Origin of the sequence: Desulfocucumis palustris (genome assembly GCF_002933875.1) — a bacterium.
GTDB classification, from domain to species: Bacteria; Bacillota; Desulfotomaculia; order Desulfotomaculales; family Desulfocucumaceae; genus Desulfocucumis; species Desulfocucumis palustris.
In genome coordinates, this window is sequence record NZ_BFAV01000172.1 from 1 (window position 1) to 16744 (window position 16744).

General features: G+C 51.0%; 14 protein-coding genes. All 14 read right to left on the minus strand.

The window, feature by feature from the left end:
- Positions 1 to 92: 92 nt before the first annotated feature.
- The 14 genes from DCCM_RS16765 to DCCM_RS16830 all read right to left on the minus strand — a co-directional run bounded on the left by DCCM_RS16765 (position 93) and on the right by DCCM_RS16830 (position 16189).
- Positions 93 to 965 (minus strand): type II secretion system F family protein, encoded by an 873-nt coding sequence (locus DCCM_RS16765; RefSeq protein ID WP_104373536.1) that lies wholly within the window; start codon positions 963 to 965, stop codon positions 93 to 95.
- 9 nt (positions 966 to 974) lie between these two features.
- Positions 975 to 1580, minus strand: coding sequence for a flagella basal body P-ring formation protein FlgA (locus DCCM_RS16770; protein ID WP_104373537.1), 606 nt, complete (start codon positions 1578 to 1580; stop codon positions 975 to 977).
- A 1-nt stretch (position 1581) separates the two neighbouring features.
- Positions 1582 to 2904, minus strand: a complete 1323-nt coding sequence (locus tag DCCM_RS16775) for a TadA family conjugal transfer-associated ATPase (protein ID WP_104373538.1) — start codon at positions 2902 to 2904, stop codon at positions 1582 to 1584.
- Positions 2905 to 2916: 12 nt separating this feature from the next.
- Positions 2917 to 4281, minus strand: coding sequence for a CpaE/TadZ family protein (locus DCCM_RS16780; RefSeq protein ID WP_165792226.1), 1365 nt, complete (start codon positions 4279 to 4281; stop codon positions 2917 to 2919).
- Between the two features lies 1 nt (position 4282).
- Entirely contained in the window at positions 4283 to 5293 is a 1011-nt protein-coding gene (locus DCCM_RS16785; protein ID WP_104373540.1) for a cellulose synthase operon protein YhjQ/BcsQ, read from the minus strand.
- 21 nt (positions 5294 to 5314) lie between these two features.
- The gene (locus DCCM_RS16790) at positions 5315 to 6661 is read right to left on the minus strand and encodes a CpaE/TadZ family protein (RefSeq protein ID WP_104373541.1); all 1347 of its coding nucleotides are present in this window, start codon (positions 6659 to 6661) and stop codon (positions 5315 to 5317) included.
- A 19-nt stretch (positions 6662 to 6680) separates the two neighbouring features.
- Positions 6681 to 8525: a diguanylate cyclase gene (locus DCCM_RS16795; protein WP_165792227.1), complete on the minus strand. Its 1845-nt coding sequence runs from the start codon at positions 8523 to 8525 to the stop codon at positions 6681 to 6683.
- A 55-nt stretch (positions 8526 to 8580) separates the two neighbouring features.
- A complete protein-coding gene (locus DCCM_RS16800) occupies positions 8581 to 8967 on the minus strand; it encodes a hypothetical protein (RefSeq protein ID WP_165792228.1) in 387 nt (128 codons plus the stop codon).
- A 37-nt stretch (positions 8968 to 9004) separates the two neighbouring features.
- On the minus strand, positions 9005 to 10393 hold the full coding sequence (locus DCCM_RS16805) for a M23 family metallopeptidase (protein WP_231702832.1): 1389 nt from the start codon (positions 10391 to 10393) through the stop codon (positions 9005 to 9007).
- Positions 10394 to 10519: 126 nt separating this feature from the next.
- Positions 10520 to 12478, minus strand: a complete 1959-nt coding sequence (locus DCCM_RS16810; protein WP_104373544.1) for a TrbL/VirB6 family protein — start codon at positions 12476 to 12478, stop codon at positions 10520 to 10522.
- 244 nt (positions 12479 to 12722) lie between these two features.
- The gene (locus DCCM_RS16815) at positions 12723 to 14705 is read right to left on the minus strand and encodes a VirB4 family type IV secretion system protein (protein ID WP_104373545.1); all 1983 of its coding nucleotides are present in this window, start codon (positions 14703 to 14705) and stop codon (positions 12723 to 12725) included.
- Positions 14644 to 15513 carry a TraC-like domain-containing protein gene (locus DCCM_RS16820; RefSeq protein ID WP_104373546.1) on the minus strand — a complete coding sequence of 290 codons (870 nt, stop codon included), beginning with the start codon at positions 15511 to 15513 and terminating at the stop codon, positions 14644 to 14646. The genes DCCM_RS16815 and DCCM_RS16820 overlap by 62 nt, the downstream gene beginning before the upstream one ends.
- The gene (locus tag DCCM_RS16825; RefSeq protein WP_165792229.1) at positions 15510 to 15830 is read right to left on the minus strand and encodes a PrgI family mobile element protein; all 321 of its coding nucleotides are present in this window, start codon (positions 15828 to 15830) and stop codon (positions 15510 to 15512) included. The genes DCCM_RS16820 and DCCM_RS16825 overlap by 4 nt, the downstream gene beginning before the upstream one ends.
- 2 nt (positions 15831 to 15832) lie before the next feature.
- Positions 15833 to 16189 carry a TrbC/VirB2 family protein gene (locus DCCM_RS16830; protein WP_104373548.1) on the minus strand — a complete coding sequence of 119 codons (357 nt, stop codon included), beginning with the start codon at positions 16187 to 16189 and terminating at the stop codon, positions 15833 to 15835.
- Between the last annotated feature and the right edge of the window lie 555 nt (positions 16190 to 16744).

Below are 16744 nucleotides of genomic sequence, written 5' to 3' on the forward strand. Positions count from 1 at the left end.
AGGAATTATCTTTCTTTTCTCAGGTTATATAGCGAATATAAACTTTTTATAGCGTAATCACTAAAGAAAAACAGGACTTTTTCAACACTCTCCTAGCTGATATAATTTTTGTTTTTAAACTTGCTAATTTTCTTCATGCCGAGATACCAGCCAATACCAATGGCCAAAAGACCCGTTAATACAACCATCGGGTGCTTCCGGACGTTCTCCCAGCCTTCCGTCCAGGGTCCGGATGTAAGAAGGAAATATAACAGGATTATCCCGGTAGCCAGGAGCATTTCATAAATAATGCCGCCCACAGCCGCATCCACCTTATTGCGAAATCTCTCTAAAAACCTTATATGATCGGCCGCGGAGTTCAATGTTTCACCGGCCTTTTCTCCACCCCCAAGTTCATTTATAACCCTCACCGCCTCCCCGAGCCTGTCAAGGCCGGGATAACCGAACTGCTCCACGGCGTCAAACACGGCTTTGTGGGCTGTTGTGCCCGAATCCACTGTTTTTGCTATATACCCGAAAACATCCGCCACCGGTGCGGGGTGCTCCTTCTCAACCAACCTGAAACCATCCAGCAGAGTACCGGTCTTTGCAACAGCCGCAAGTTCCGATACCGCCCGGGGAAACTGCTTGAAAAACCTCTTTCTCCTGCGATTCATGTCAAGCAGCTGTTTTATCCTGGGAACCATAACAAATGCAGCCCCGGCAAACACCAGAGCCGCCAGGGGGGTGAACATAACTCCGGTTGTGAATGCGGCCATGGCCGAATACAAGCCGTATCTAAAGGACTCCTTACGCAGTACAGGGTTAATATTCCAGAGAACATCAAAAAAGTTTGTTTCAGGTTCCGGTTGTTCTTTTTTTCTTTCCAGCCTGTCAACCAGGGGAGAGCGTCTTTGCCAGCCGATTATAGCGATACCCAGTGATATAACCATCAGGAACAGCAGCAGGCTAAGAAATAATAGCATCAGTACCTCCTATCCCCGGGAGGCCGGCAGCAATTCAAACCATACCAGCATGCCGTTTGCCCGGGAGGTGTTAATTCTTTCCGCCTCGCCGGGAGCCACCGCGACCAAAACCGCATTAATTCCGTTTTTCCCGGGAACATCCAGTATCTCGGCATTTGGGGCCAGCAGGCTTACGGACCCGCCTTTAAACGTTGACTTTATAGTCACCCTGTCCCCTCTTTTTACTGCGTTCCCGACGGTGCTGTCAATGGATGGGGCCACGGCCACAGCCACAATTCCGGAACCCAGCGTTGCCAGCTTCGCCGCCGCCCCGGACCCGGAGGACGGCTGGAACATTGACCTGCGAAGGGGTGTGCCGGCCGGTATATAGCCTTTTGCCACCATACCCTGCAGCTGTTCAAGCCCGGTTACCGTATCCTGCCTGAGCGAACCGGCCGGCTCCTTGCCCATGGCCACAAGTTTGTTTGTGGGCATTTCATCGGAGTTTATGTCTTGTATAGCAACCGCCACAGGCACCATCCTGGCCACGGTGTTGTATCCGTGGGCACCCAGCAGCGCTGCCGCCACGGCCAGTATTACCGTTGCTATAAAAAAAAGCCTGTATTTTTTTTGCAAATTAAATTACCCCCTTGGAAAAGATCTCCAATGGCACCCTTACTTTATTCCGGGCCATTTTTTCTATCGCCCTTACCGGTTTATATCCGGTGGGCGCCAGTTCACCGCCGCGCCTTACGAAAATATCCTTAACTTCCACGGGCTCACCCTTTGAAAACTGCACTTCCGATATGTGGGTGCAAACCCGCCTTTCGCTATTGGTTGCCGGATCGTACACCTTTGCCAGCTGAACAATTATATCCACGGCCGACCCGATGATCATATTGCGGGAATTCTGATCCATGCCCACAGCCTCCTTAGCCTGGCCCAGCATCATGGGTATCTGCACCCTTACGGCATGTTCCGGGGATTCCGCGTGCATGGTGCCCATACCGCACTGGCCGGTGGCGAAGCCCCGGAGCATGTAGAATATCGCCCCGTCCCTTACCTCCGCCACCAGTATCCGGGTAGCCCTGGATTGCAGGGCATGCTTCAGTATGTAGTCAAAGGCAATTTCGCCCTTGCCTTCCAGGTTGGGCGGCCGGGAGACGTAATTGCGCAAATAGGGATGGGTGAGCGGGCATTCCCTTACCTCCTCCACCAGAACCGGAAGCTCCAAGGGGTCAAACTCATATCCCAAAACAGCAATCATTGTGGTTTTCCCGGTTCCCATAGGCCCGCAAAATACAATGTTAAGCCTGCCCCTGGCAGCATACTGGGAAAATGCCGCCGCCTCTTTAGAGAAGGTATCCGGCACAAGCCCGGTTATAGGCCCTATATAGACGAATTTCCTGGCGGCAATGTTGGTACACTCGGTTAAAGGAGGAATGGCCACGGCAACCCTGTGACCTTCCGGCAGCGTAAGGGTCACCGAAGGCCTTGATTCGTCCACCTTGCTCCTTCCCAGATAACACAGCCTTTCAACAAAAAGCCGCAGGTGTGTCTCACTGCGGAATTTAGCATTTGCCGTTCTCAGTATACCGTCCTGCTCGTAGACGATTTTATCGGGACCGGCCACCACAATATCGGTTACTGTCTTGTTATCAAACAGATCCTGCAGCGGCCCGTAGCCATCCAGCTCGTTTTTTATGCTCCGGGCAATTTGTATGCGGTCATTTAAGCCAAGTTCCCCGTGCCTTTCCGCTAAAAATACAACCATTTCGTTCTCAAGGGCGGCTCCCGCCAGCTCTTTTCCCTTCTGGTAAAGATTCAGTACATGCCGCCTGCATTCCTCAACCACTTCATCCATTTTGTTAATAAGGGTTTCTTCCATCTTTTTTTGCTGGCGCTGGCTCAACATATTTGATATTCCCGAAAGACCCTGAAAATTAGTATGTTTACTCAATTTACCCCCATCCTATCGCGCTATTTTCAACCGCCGCAGCAGGCCGCCAAAGAATCCCGCCTTGCTCTCAGCCCCGGCAAGTTTAAACACTTCCTTGGGAAATACCCGGTAAAGCAGCTTCTCCATCTCCCTGGTATAGGGAATGTTGGCCCCGCCCAGGTAAGGAACATCCACCTCGCTGCTTACCATGTTTAACAGTTCATGGTCATGGGGAAAGAGCGCCACCACCGGCAACCCCTTGGTAATATAGGGCAGTTCCTTTTCCAGTTTAAAGGAGCAGTTTTCCGGTATTTTATTAATTGCCAGGGAAATTATAGGGTTCCCCCGGATCTCTTTAATGGTGCCGGCCGAAAAATCGGCCAGGCCGTCTAAAACCGGAATTTCCGCCGAGCTTAAAATAATAAGGTCGTCCGCGGCCTCCATGGCCGCCAGGGTAGATGTGGACAGGGTATTGCCGCCGTCCACCAGCACAACGCTGAAGTGACGCCTTAAAACTTCCAGCACCTTTTGCACCAGCTCGTAGGTTATCTCACTCTCATCGGTTATTGATCTCAACGGGGGCAGCACAAAAAGATTTTCCTTTAACTTTACCAGGCAGGATTCCACCACCGCCGTATCGTGCTTGTGTTCCCAGGGAAAACGCGACCAGGCGGAAAGGGTTTTCTCCGGGATTGCAGGGTAGCCTTTAACGGCATCTTCCTCGGTCATGGTTATGGCCTCCTGCTTTCTGTCCCCCAGTATGCCGCAGTACCTGACCACGTCTCCGTAATCCCTGTTCATATCCAAATCCACCAGCGCCACCCGCATGTTGGTCAGGGCATTTAAACTCCTGGCCATGGAGACAAGGGTTACGGTTTTGCCGATGCCTCCTTTTTGACCGAATATAACGGCAATCTTTTTATCCACCATGACCACCCGGTTCCTGTCTTCCCGTTCCCTCTCCCTGATGGTTTCCAACCGGGCCTGCCTGCCTGATATTTGCCGTTCCTCCTTTATCGGAAGGGATTCCCCGGCCACGGCCGGGGACACGGGCCTGTCCGTAAAATAGGCCTGTATGGAATCCAGTTCCTTACCCCTGGTGGCGGTTTTAAAACGGTACCTGGCCCATTTTTTAAAGGCCTCGGCCGGATTGCCGGTGGAAATAAAAATAACGGAATTAATTTTGTTCCGGGTAATCACATCAACCATTATTTCTATTTCCCCGTCATCGAAGCCGAACAGCACCGCGTCCGTGCCGGCCCACATATTTTCCAGGGCATCCACCGTTGTGCTGGGCTCGGTGGTAATGTTGACTATCCTTATGCCGGTTGAATTCTGCGCCCTGTATTGTATTTGATCCGTAAACTCCCGGGGCCCCGCGATTAATAGCCTGATCATTTTAACTTCCCTCCTGAATCCGGGCTGCAACCTCTCCAATGCCCCGGGCAATATCCTCACTGGTGCGATAGGCCGGCTCTTTGGCCACCAGGGCCGCCTGGCAGCCTTCGGGATCATCCTTAATTACAATAAGGGGTTCACCCACGTAGCCGGTGACCAGATCCCGGGCGGTGGCCGGTATGTACCTGTTATAAACAAAAACGGCCTGCCCCCGCAGCTCCGCCGCAGGCTCCACGGACTGCACGATGTCATGGTCCATAACCACCACCGTCCGGTCGGGCTTTAAGGCCCCAAGCCCTTCCCCGGGCACCTGGGAAGGCATGTCCACAAGTACTCTGCGGTAGTTGTTTTTAAGCTGCCCCAGCACCTGCTCCAGCTCCCCCGGGGTCAACTCCCACAAATGGCCAGCGGGCATATATATATCTCCGAACTGCCCCTGGGCGCATTTAAACCCTTCCTGCTCCTGTATCTCCGCCCCGGTATAGCGGTAAGACGCCGGCGGAGCCCCGAGATCCAAAAGAGCCACCCTTTCGCCGATATCCGTGTAGTGTATGGCAAGGGACGTGGCCACGGTTGTCCGGCCAACCCCGCCCCTGAACCCCAGCACGGCAATCACTTTTACCCTGCCGGCCCGGGACGTCTCAGGAATAAAACCCTCTTCCGGCGCCGGGGATTCCCGGCCGGGGTCAATTAAATTCAAAATTTGTCCTGCGATAAACTCAAAGCTTAAACCGCTTCCCCCGGGCACGAATAATATGCTGGACTCCGGCACCCCGGCTGCCATGGCCTCTTGGGCGAAGTCCATCCCGGCTGGGCTGTCAAACCCGGCTATCACCAGTGTTGTGGCGGGATCCGTTATGTATTTGCCGGGCTCCGCGACACCGCCGGTTTTATTGGCCCTGACTATTAAGGTGGCGGCAGGAGGCCCCTGGGGCTCGCTGCTGCACTGCAATCCCGTAAGCCGGCTTAACCTTTGGCTGAATTTATCAAAGTCGGGCGCGTAAATGTACATGCTTTACAGTTCCCCCTTCCGCTATCTTTTAAATTTTGCAATCAAATTTGAGAACACCGATTTTCCCGTGACCTTTTTAATTGCCGGCGCCGGGGCGTCGATGGTAACGGGAAGCACCTCCGACGCATACCTTTTAACGGCGTCCCCCGCCTGGCAGCCCGGGAGCTGGACCGCCAGCCTGCACTGTTTTTTGGCCGCGTTTACCCCGGCGTGGTCCAGGGGCACCTCGTGCCAGGTATCGAATCCCAGCTTTTTGGCCAGCACATCGGTATCGTAATAGGCCAGCGGATTGACCATGTTAAAAACAAGTTTTGTTTTGCCGTGGCCGCCCTCCTGGGTTAAAAAGTGCTTTACTTTGCCCACGGTTTTCTCGGACTGCCCTCCCACCAGCATAACTACATCAGCCATCCTGATGACCCTCCTTGACTGCGGCGAAAAAGCATCGACCCCAAGGTCCACCACCACAAAACCGAATACCTCGGACAGGTGGTAGAGCATGTCCTCTATTTCGGACTCCGGCATATCCCTGCCGGCATAGGGGAAGGCCGGGATTACATACAGGCCGGAGTTATGCCGCAGGGTGTTGCCCTTAAGGTCGGTAATATGCCGGCGCCAATCGGATATGGTGGCCCATCCCCTTTTAGGCCCCCGGGCCTTTTTGTCAATTATTTTGTACCTGTCCTCGGGATCACAGAGGCCGCAGGCGGTATCGCAGTCCCCGAAGCTCAAATCCAGGTCCACAAGTACCGTCGCAATTCCGGACAGCGCCACACAGCCGCCGGCGTTTGTGGCCATAAAGGTTTTCCCCGCGCCGCCCTCCGCGGCGTAAGACACCACCAGGGGAGCCCTCCGGGAGGCGCGCTGCAGTATGCCGCTCCTCGGGGGCTGTACGGCCCGAAGCCCTTCCTCTCCGCAAGCCTTTTTATCCGGCTGCCGCCCCCGGGACGGTTCCGGCGGCTTGCCGTTTGCCGCCTGTGGCCTGGGCCGTGACGGTGCCGGCGGCAGGGGTATTATGGCGGGCACCCGGGCCTTTTCCGGCACCGGTGTTTCATCCTCCTCGAAGATGAATGAATCCTCCCCGTAAACCCCCGCCGGTTCAACCTCGTTTATTTTTTCAAGCTCCGCTATCAGCTCCTCCACCCGGGTCACCATGGCCCCGGACCTCTTTACGGCCTTCATTTCCGCGAAATTTAGCATTCCACCCGGGCTTACCACAACGTATACCGGCACGCCCCCGGGAATTTTATTCAAGGCTTCCAGATTGCCCGGCATTTCAACCACGGCGCAAAGTCCAGCCGTTATCTCGTCCACCGGGCAAAAAGCCTCCAGCCTATGCCTCAGCCCATCCGAGCCGCGGAAATAAATCACTTTTCTCACCACCCTTTCATTAACCCGATATGATTTTTTCAATATTGAAGGGAAGAGTGTTCCTCACGCTGACAATGACTTTTTTCCCCGCTTTTACCGAGGAGATTATTTTCTCCTTGAGTTTGCGCCAGTCCATTTCGCCCATCTCTATCTCCTCCCGCTGTATGGGCACGCTGAACACTTCTGTTTTTTTGTTTACCCGGGCAGGCACGGCTGCCCCAACACGCCAGTCATGCTTCCAGATGGTATTCGGATCAACCCCCAGCACGCTGGCCAGGCGGCCGCAGTCGGCGTCAATCACCACCAGGGGCCTTTTATACTGCCCGATGAAACGGCTTAACTCCATGGTTCTGTCCCCTGTTGCCACCACGACCTTTTTATCAAAATCAATCACCGCTGGACTGCCTTCGTTGCCCCTCTCCGTGGCCGACGCCGGCAATACCCGGTTTCTGCCGGCGTTTTTCGCCCTGTACAGGGCCTCGTCCGAGGATTTAACCAGCTCTTCCCAGGACCCGGCGTCCTTTCCCATAACCGCCAGGCCGGAAGAAAATGTTGAGCGGATCCTTTGGCCTCCGGGCAATGTAAGCAATTGCCGCGACCATGAATAACAAAGCCGCTCCCCTATGGGGAGAAAGTTTTCATTGCCGCAGAAAACCATCAGGAATTCTTCCCCGCCGTAACGCGCCACCACATCGGTTTTTCTCAAACCGTTGTTTAAAAACCGGGCGAAGGCCCGTAAAACCTCGTCCCCGGCCGGGTGCCCGTAGGTATCGTTTACCTGTTTGAAGTGGTCGAGATCACAAATCATTACAGAAAAAGAAATACCGGTTTCCCGGTATCTCCTTTCCTGCTCGGCAAGGTAGTGCTGCAAAAAATCCCTTTTGTACAATCCCGTCAAATCATCCTTTACCGCAAGATTCCACATTCCCCGCATCCTGGCGGCAAGGTTTCGAATCTTCTCCATGGTCAACCGGTCCAGCACTTCCACGCATTCATCGGCGCCCGCCTCATAGTACGCCCCGGAATCGCAGCTTCCCACCACGATAATAGGTGCGGAAGATAATATGAATTGGCGGCGCAGCTGCTTTATTGTACCGGCGGCCCCATCGCCGGCCGGTATCAAAACAGCGGCCGGTTTCGCCTCGCATATTTCCTGCACCGACCGGCAGCAGCGCGCCCCGGGAAGCCGGCCCAGGGCCACAAACTGTTCCGGTATCTGTACCGCCATGTCGTCTTTATTGTTTTGCGCCGTTTTTAAAAACGGTATTGACAGTTTCTTAGCTATCCTGGCGGTTAAGCCCTTGTCCGGCAAATCCTTTTTCAGGCGCTGTTTCCCGGCTTTCCTGCCGAAGCCGCTTTTTTGCCCGGATAATTCAGTGTCCGCCAGCTTCATTCCCGGAAGAAAATGCTGCACGTCGGCAAAGGTTCTCCTGGTTTCAAACCATTGCCGCAAATGCCTTTCATTAAATTCCTTAACGAAGTAGATATCAAAGACGGCCAGGCTGGTTACGGCCTGAAGAAAGCCTGTGTCCTCCGTCCTTTCCTCCGGCAATAACAATATAATCCGGCTGTTGGGCCGGCTTATCCTTATTTCTTTCAGCCTGGATACAAAGGAAGTGTCCCTGGCGATACTGCCATTTGTCAAATCTATCCTGGAAACATCAACCGTACCGTCAATCAGTATGATATCCGGGGGTTCTCCCCTGCCCGATTTGGCCCACTGGGCGGCGGTATCCATGGTGAAATCCTTGCCGGTAACTTGAGCGAATTCTTTTATGGCGCCATAAATATTCTCAATTACATCTGATTCAAATACCAGGTGAACTTTTGGGGTGGTTTGCTCCGGCTGTTCGTTTATTGACAAATACGCCCCTCCTTTCAGCGTCATTGCTATCAAAAAAAGACCGCTACCCTGCGGTCTAACTAAAAAACCATTGAGCAAATGAATAAATCCTATCACTTATAACAGGCGCGTTATTTATTAATAAATAGCCGATAACCGCTGAGATTATCAGCCCAAGCCCCGTACCTTTGGTAACATCGCTTGATTTTTTGTGTACTATCCCTATCAAAACTCCTATTATAAAAATTACTGCTCCGCCTGTTACGGCAAGAAGTAACAGGGGCTTGGAATAGGCCCGGCCGGCTTCCACAATTGCGTCTTTCGCCTTATTGGCTTTGTTAATCAGACTTTCCTGGGAGGCCGTGCCTTTAGGCTCATCCACTTTTTCAGGGCCATAGTTATATTGCTCTGCCGCCTGCCCGGCCTGTTCACCGGAGGATTCCGCACAGCTGATAATTGGCATAAAACATATGCCAGCGGATAATATGGCGGCGAAAATGCTAATTAATATACCGCATGGGATCCTCATATTTAACAGTGCCCCCTTCCACTTTAAACACCTCAAAATGCAAGTGGGGACCGGTACTCAAGCCGGTGCTTCCCACCAACCCGATTTTGTCCCCGCCTTTTACGTGTGCGTCCTTTGCGACGGTTATCAGAGACAGATGGCCGTAAAGCGTTTTAACATCACCATGGTCAATCATTACACAGTTGCCGTAACCTCCTTTTTTCCCCGCCCACATAACAACGCCCTCCCAGGCGCTGTAAACAGGCGCTCCACTTGGCGCGCCTATGTCGATACCATTATGCGGTTTTTCGGTTTTTGTTATAGGGTGTATCCGCTTGCCGAAAGGAGAAGTTATTGTAAAGTATTTGGCGGGAACCGGCAGGCAAACAGTGCCTCTCTCTCCTGTGTAATACTGTTTCGTCAAATCTACCTGAAAGGCCTCAACCCTGTTACCCATGATACCGGCATCAATTTGGTATTCCTCATCATATAGCTCCGCCAGCTCCAGCACCGTTTCTATTTCAAGCCTATCCGTCACCTTATACCCAGCCATCAAGTCAATTAACCTTTTTAAAAACGGGCCGCTTTTTTCAACGGATACCAGCTTGGGCATAATTGATTTCAAGTGGCCGTCGTCGTAATAGTTTGTCTCTGTTTCCCAGATGTATTTATAGCCGCCCTCAAAGTTGTTTGCTGTGTCCAGCAAGTAAACCTGCCCTGTATAGGTATGATAGCTCACCGTTTTATTGCCGTTTTTATCTCTTTCTATAGTTCGATCAACTTTTGTAACCTTAAAGGTTGTCCATTGGTAACTTGACTTTAAAACCTCATAATGATAGTCGGGATTAGGATTTCTAAGCAAACCGTCCTTGTGAATTATCGGATCGCCGGCAACCCTGTCCACTCCCGCCAGAACACTCCAGGGGAGCCTGTGGGGATAAGCCTGGGTTTGCTGGCTGGCGATTCTCCCTTTCTCAATATCCGAATCAAATATTGCCGGCAGCGATTCTTTTAACTCCTCCGTGCTCTGATGGCCTTCTTTCCAGGTTCTATCGCTTAATTCCCGGTATTTTTGGGCTAATTCCATATCCCTGGCCTCTGTCCAATCATCTTTTTCACCCAAATTAAATATTGATACCACTTTACTTTCACCATTGGGAGGTTTGTTGTCCATCATAAATTTGGGTAATAAAAATAATATGGTGAAGATAATAAAAAAAAGCAGCAGCATCCCCAGTAAAGGCAATGCAATTGGAGCCAGGGAAAATAATAGCTGCTTAACCGCTGCCGACAATATTTTGCCGCTAATTTTAAAGCCGGAACGGGCGAGCCCGCCCACTCCGGCCCGGGTTAAATTCTGAGCTGATTTATCCTGCTCCATACATACCCCCTACACTTGTAGATTAACAATCTTACCTTTATTCATAGTCCATATCATAATTCATACCATCATCCACAGGTTCACGTGACACCGGCTTCCTGCCCCTTGCCTTATAGTTATAGCCGTTTATGCCTCCGTTTGCTCTTGCCTTTCCCGAGCCTCCCTTATTTCTTCTAATCTATTTCTCATTCCCTCGTTAGAAAGCTTGAATTTTCCTTCCAATAACCCCAATCTGTTTTCCGCTATCTGGCCGGACAAGGTTTGAATAGCAGCCTCTGCGCTTTCTATCTCTCTTTTTCTTATCACCGGGTCGGAATATTTTTCCGAAAAATTTGCCGCCTCAAGCCGCTGACTGGCGGCCTCGTACTGCGGGACAAGCCTGGACAAGTTTTGCCTTGCCTGTCCCATATTACTCATTACCTCCCGCCTGTGCTCCGATATTTCCTGGCCGGTTCGGGCGGCGTCCCCCGCAAGATCGGGCATAAAGACCCGGGAGACATTAGCCCCGGCGGATACAACACGTCCGGCAAGTGCTCCCGCTCCACCCAGCACCCCGGTTCCTCCCAGCATGTTTCTGCCTATTTGAGCCGCGCTTGCACCGTCAAACAGCTGGCCGGCGCTAAATACCCCCAGTCTGTCTGCCGCCGTTCCCATAATTGACTTTCCGGTGACTTCAGCCTCTTCACCCACACCTTTGATAAAACCGCCGAGTTGATTAAATTTATTTGCCATCCCGGCGCCCAGCGCCCCGCCAGCCATTAAGCCCATACCGGGACTGCCTGTTGCCATAGCCGCCAGTGCACCGCCGGCAGTGCCCGCAGCAGCTGTTACCGCAACCCCTCTCGCCAATCCTCCCATGGTCCCGGCGGCGGTGTTTGCAACGCCTGAGCCTGCCGCACTGCTTGCAGCTCCGCTTGCAACTCCTGCTGAAGCCATACCGGCAGCCATGTCGGCGGCCGGAGAAGCGCCCATTTTACCCCCCATTAACCCGTGCCCCATTCTTGAAAGAGACATAATTGAGCCCAGCCCAAGCATGGTTCCCATGTGTCCCATGGCTCCGCTGCCGACAGTATCGGCTCCTATTACGCGCCTGACCAGAACAGCAATTGAGTTAAGCCCCAAAAGAAAGGCCATGAGGGTCCAGAAATCCGCTCCTCCCTCTGTAAACCCTATAAACAGGGCCAGGGCAGCCGCATGGCCGGATTGTAAAAATAGATTGGCGGCAAGCTCTTTTATCCACAAAGTAAAAACTCCCCTGGTTTGGGGAAACACGCTGGCAACGGCCATTACCGGGAAAATTAGCAGGAGTATGGCCAGCATTATTTTTCTCAATGAATACTGCCAGGTCATAATTGCCACCACAAATACCGTAACAAAGGCTATTACCGCCATCCCGAAGCTTGCGGTATCCCACTTGCAAAGGGTGTCCAGGAATCCCCTGCCCGTAATACTTCCCTCGATGGTTGTGTACAGCGCCTCCACCAGATAATAGTTCAGGCCGAAGATAAACTGCCATAAATAATGCCCGAAACCTACCAGCAATAAGCAAATAAAAAAACCGTTAATATAATCCTGATAGGTTAAACGCTTATTTGTATTTGTGGACTGCACCATGAGGAGTATACCGGCAATGGTAACAGCGATAACCAGGGGTATCGGCACCAGGTTTCCAAGGGTCTCGTAAATTATTCCTATTGCACCATATTCTCCATCGGTGAAGGTATATAGGTGTAACCCCTCCAACGGCGCCATTCCTTTTTTTATATCCCGGTTGAAGACTATTTGCAACGGCTCGTCTATACCTATAACGTCATTAATGAACAGGGGCACAATCATTATTACTTCCGCTAAAAATTTTTCTATGTAACCTGCTTTGCTTTCTACATCCTCAATATTTGTTTTGCCTTTGAACACTCCGTCAAAGGGACCGTCACCCTCAGAATTCTCACCATTACCCCCGTCCCCGGCGTTTGGATCTGTTTCGCCATTATCATCCGTTGGCACGTCTTCATAAGGCTCTACTGTTATTGGATACTTTCTAAGAATATCCGTTGATAGTATGTACTCTATCGTGACATCCGGCATGCTTTTATGTCTTTCGTCTATATAGAGCCCCTTATTTACATCTACTTCGGCTAAATATGTGTAGGGTGGCGGATTATTAGGGAACTTGTATTGTATTTTTACTTTTCCTTTACCCTCTTGATAAGATGGCGACCACTTTAATGTTACAGTGCCATCAGAGTTTCTTTTACCGGTTACATTTAAACCATAATCAGCCCATGCGGGTGTTGTTAGAAAGAGCATTATAATGAGTGCCATTAAGAGCTTACGCATTGGCGGTCACATCCTGTCTTTCCCAGAAGTCTTTATTCGGGTCATTTGCGAATAATTCAAGGTCCTTCTGCGTGGCCTTAAAATGTACCGCAACCGACTGGGTATCGGCTTTTAATATTCCGTACCCCTTTGGCGAACGCAGCAAAAAAGCAGCCTCTCCGTTGGACAGGGCAAATTTCCCCTGAATTGCGTCTATGTCAAGGCTTTCCTGCCTTAAGAATATTTTAGTGGGTGAGTTTTTAATTACCCCCAGTCCATAGGGGTTTCTGAGAAGCACCTCAAAACCCTGGGTAATGGTTATCATCCAGATGTTTAAGTGGCGGCCCCGGCGGTACCCGTTTTCAATCCACCTGGCCAGCTCCACGTCGGCTTCCATGGGAATTTGTATTTCATCCATCACTATGTACGTGGGATTCTTATCGGCCTTGCCGAAACGTTCCCAGGCGCATTTCTGTATTACAAAATAGGCCAGCGGCTGCATTATTTCCGCTTCCAGGCCGGCAACACTGATTCCCGTGATCGGGGCCTTTCTGAAATCCACGTTGCTCCGGCAGTCGAATATCGCCTGGGAGGGATTGCTTCCCTGGCGGGTGAAGGGTTTTAATATTTCGGCAATCTCTTTTAACTCCGGCACCCTTGCCATTTCAAAATACAGATCCGAAAGCGCGGGCATTTCCTTTCTTTCCCTGGTGAGCCTGAAGGATGAATCCGTGCTTTGGGCCCTGGTATAAAGATTTTTGGGATTGCCGTCTATTCCCCTGTCCGAATACAGTTTCCAGATCAATTCCTGAATTCTGGTTTTGGCCAGGCCGCTTAAATATTTTTCGTCCACCAGCCTGACAAGTTTAAACACGAAAGCCTGCACGGCCTGCACTGTTTCAGCCAGTTCCACCACCAGGCCGCCGTCCTCATCCTCTGATTCCACAACGTCAAATATATTAAACCTGTAATGACTGTCCGCGGTGAAATCAATATAGGGGCACCCGAGACCCAGAATGCCTTTTTTGAACTCCCTGGAGGGCTCGATCACCACGGTCCGGATGCCTGTCAGGGCTGAGCGGGCTATCAGCATCAAAACCATAAAGGTTTTACCGAAGCCTGTTCTCCCTACCACGCATATATGCCCCGTCCCCAGGGCTTTCTCCCTGCCGTTGTATAAAAGGGGTTTCTTTTGCATATCCTCCCCTATCACTATCCCGGTTTTGTGATTGATTGAACCCTGACCGAAGGGGAACAGGTCGGCTATATTGGAGGACTCCATATTGCGAAAGGTATCCTTGAACGCTCCTTCCTTATCCAGGGGAGTCATGGATAAAAGGGCCTCCAGCTGCCTGGTGTCGGCACCCCGGAGAAAAATCCCCTTCATTGCAAACCGCTTTACCAGGCTGTTGCAAAACCTTCTGAAAAACACCATATTGTTGCTGCTGGCGGTAGACTGAATGGAAACAAAGAAAAGCCTTTCCACTTCCACCCTCAGCCGTTCCTGCTGTGCCATCAGGTCACGCAGGGCGGTCAGGAGCATGGACCGTTTGTTTCTGTCCGTCTCGGTCATCAGGTCGGATTCAATTCCCGACATTTTTCTCCCTATTTCAAAGAGCACCCTTTGGGTGTCGGCGGGCCGGACGTGTATAGCCGTGTCACAGTCGCCTGGCCCGAAATCTCCCAGGTACAGGGCGTCAAGCATCCCCGCCCAGGTGGTGTTGGTGGTCAAAGGAGCGAAAAAGGAGCGAAAATATCGCGCGGGCTCAATGGTGCCGCCCACCTCCACCCAATAGTCCGTTGCCACACCCTCGTAATTTTTTTCCCCGGGCTTAACCTCTTTCACCAGGGACGGGGCCAATAAATCTTTTGGCCCGGCCGCCCCGGAAAAGAAATCCGGCTGGTCTTTTCCAGGCTTAAACTTGATTTTCTGATCAGGCTGTTTTTTCACCCTTTCCGGTTTCAGAGCTTTTATTCTTCCCAGCAGACTCCTCAATTAGCTCACTCCCTAATAATGGTGTAAGTGAATATGTGGCCGGCGAAAACATATCCTGGACGCCGGCATCCACAAGACGGGCATGTGGAGACAGGTCCCGGTTGAAAGTGCTGTAAATTAAATCAATAACCCCGTCCCTGCCCAACCGGATGTTTGGAATCTCCATGCCGCTAAGACACCCCTGTATCACGCCGGCGAGATTATCCAACTCCTGTACGGCCAACGCGCTTATTTCCTTATCGCTCATATGGCCGCCCCGTTTTGGTTTTAAATCGGACAGCAGGGCGTTAATAGCCTCATTATCCAGCTTTATGCCGGAATCAATGCTGGATACGGCAAGGGCGTCGATTTTAAGAATAATGTAGTGTCTCCTGTCCCTAACGTTTTTTTCCGTTTTTTCGCCGAGTTCGTTGCATAGTATCCTGCCGTATTCCTGCAGTTCCGGTGTGGGGGCTTTACCGATTTCTTTTTGCAGCTCGGCTATATAATCTTTAAAATCCAAATGTCTGCTTTGCACCAGAAATGTTGCGGGTATGGTGAGGGCATTAACCAGATCACGAAAGCCCAGCCAGAGGGACTCCTGTTCCGAGTGGCTTTTGAGGGCCATGTTGACGGGTTCCACCTCTATTACCATTCGGTACTGGTGATTGGGCAGTTCCACCGCGCCCCCGGGTGATATGTTTTTATACCTGATCAGCTCCTGGGTGGTGGTAACCGGTTTTTCCCCTTTTTCTTTTTTCTTGTTAAAAAGAATAAAAAGGGCGGCTGCCAGTGCCGCAACCGCTCCGTAATTCGACAAAAAACTCACTGCCCGGACCCCCTTTTGTAGATCAAGGTTCTCCGCCGCCTGTTAAAGGCAATCCAATACATGAAATAAGTATACAGTGGCAGCCCTGTTTTGCCTTCCCCGGCAAATCCGCACAGACCGCACAGGGCCAGCGGCAGAGCGTGATGTAAATGTTTAAATACATAGCTCTCCATGGGCAGAGGCGGCACAAACTGGGAAAATTTTATGGACAGGAATACTCCCGCCGCCAGCCAGCCCAACTGCTTCAAGGTAAAATTCCAGACAATCTTCTCTCCCTGGGTTGCCTGGTACGCCAGGGGATGCTTCTGCCCGTACATTATTATGTTCCCGAGGCCGTCGAGGTAACAAACCACGGCCATATGGCTTTAACGATGTCTTCAGCTCCGGTAATCAGGAATATGGCGATAAAGAAGTACATTAGTTTATCCTTTGCTGCAGCTTTTTTCTGTGGGTCGCCACCCGCGCCGAAAAAAATAAACCCTGCCCAGATAATAAATATAACTGCCGCGACTTTAGCCAGATCCTGAAGGACTTCAACCACTTTTTTTTGAGCAGCTTCTGCTCTGACCACAATACTGCTTTTATCGCCAGTATCATCCGCCATTGCAGCACTGTTAATAAAGAGCATAAGTATAACACACAACAACAAAATAGCAATTTTTTTCTTTTTGCTCAAAGATATTTACCTCCCTTTAATAAACGAATATGCCTTCATGAAAAGTAAATCACACCAACATTAAAACGGGACTTTGCTCTATACCATACCATTGAAAACCTTTCCGCGGAAACCAGTGTTCGAGCATCTATATCATGCCAACCAGAGCAGGCATCACCTCCTAAAAAAAATAGCCTGTAATCCATGAAGGACTACAGGCTTTATAAAGGAGGGGGAAACAGCATTTTTAAATGCTGTTTTGATGCTTTGAGTAATAAAATTATATATAATTATTGAACCCTGAATTAGCTGTTATGTACTCTATTGCCTCCCCGGAAAAATATATTAATATGGCACCTCTGCACAAGGCTGCCGCAATTTGGCTATTGGCAGTTCTTTGTCCCATTATGCCGGCAAGGAATCATAAGGTTAAACGCATAATAATACCGGCATTGGAAACAGCCTCACACCCTTCTTATACTGCGCATTATCGAATGGCATAGCTTCGCCATCCCCCAGTTTCTTTATTTTTTCCGACCGTTACCCCTTGTCCCTGTTGGATGCGAACCGGGATAA

What these genes read in the sequence shown, in the direction of transcription:
- DCCM_RS16765 (WP_104373536.1), bottom strand. Translation starts at nt 965, where the DNA reads ATGCTATTATTTCTTAGCCTGCTGCTGTTCCTGATGGTTATATCACTG.
- DCCM_RS16780 (WP_165792226.1), bottom strand. Translation starts at nt 4,281, where the DNA reads ATGATCAGGCTATTAATCGCGGGGCCCCGGGAGTTTACGGATCAAATA.
- DCCM_RS16785 (WP_104373540.1), bottom strand. Translation starts at nt 5,293, where the DNA reads ATGTACATTTACGCGCCCGACTTTGATAAATTCAGCCAAAGGTTAAGC.
- DCCM_RS16800 (WP_165792228.1), bottom strand. Translation starts at nt 8,967, where the DNA reads ATGCCAATTATCAGCTGTGCGGAATCCTCCGGTGAACAGGCCGGGCAG.
- DCCM_RS16805 (WP_231702832.1), bottom strand. Translation starts at nt 10,393, where the DNA reads ATGGAGCAGGATAAATCAGCTCAGAATTTAACCCGGGCCGGAGTGGGC.
- DCCM_RS16810 (WP_104373544.1), bottom strand. Translation starts at nt 12,478, where the DNA reads ATGCCGGATGTCACGATAGAGTACATACTATCAACGGATATTCTTAGA.
- DCCM_RS16825 (WP_165792229.1), bottom strand. Translation starts at nt 15,830, where the DNA reads ATGTACGGGCAGAAGCATCCCCTGGCGTACCAGGCAACCCAGGGAGAG.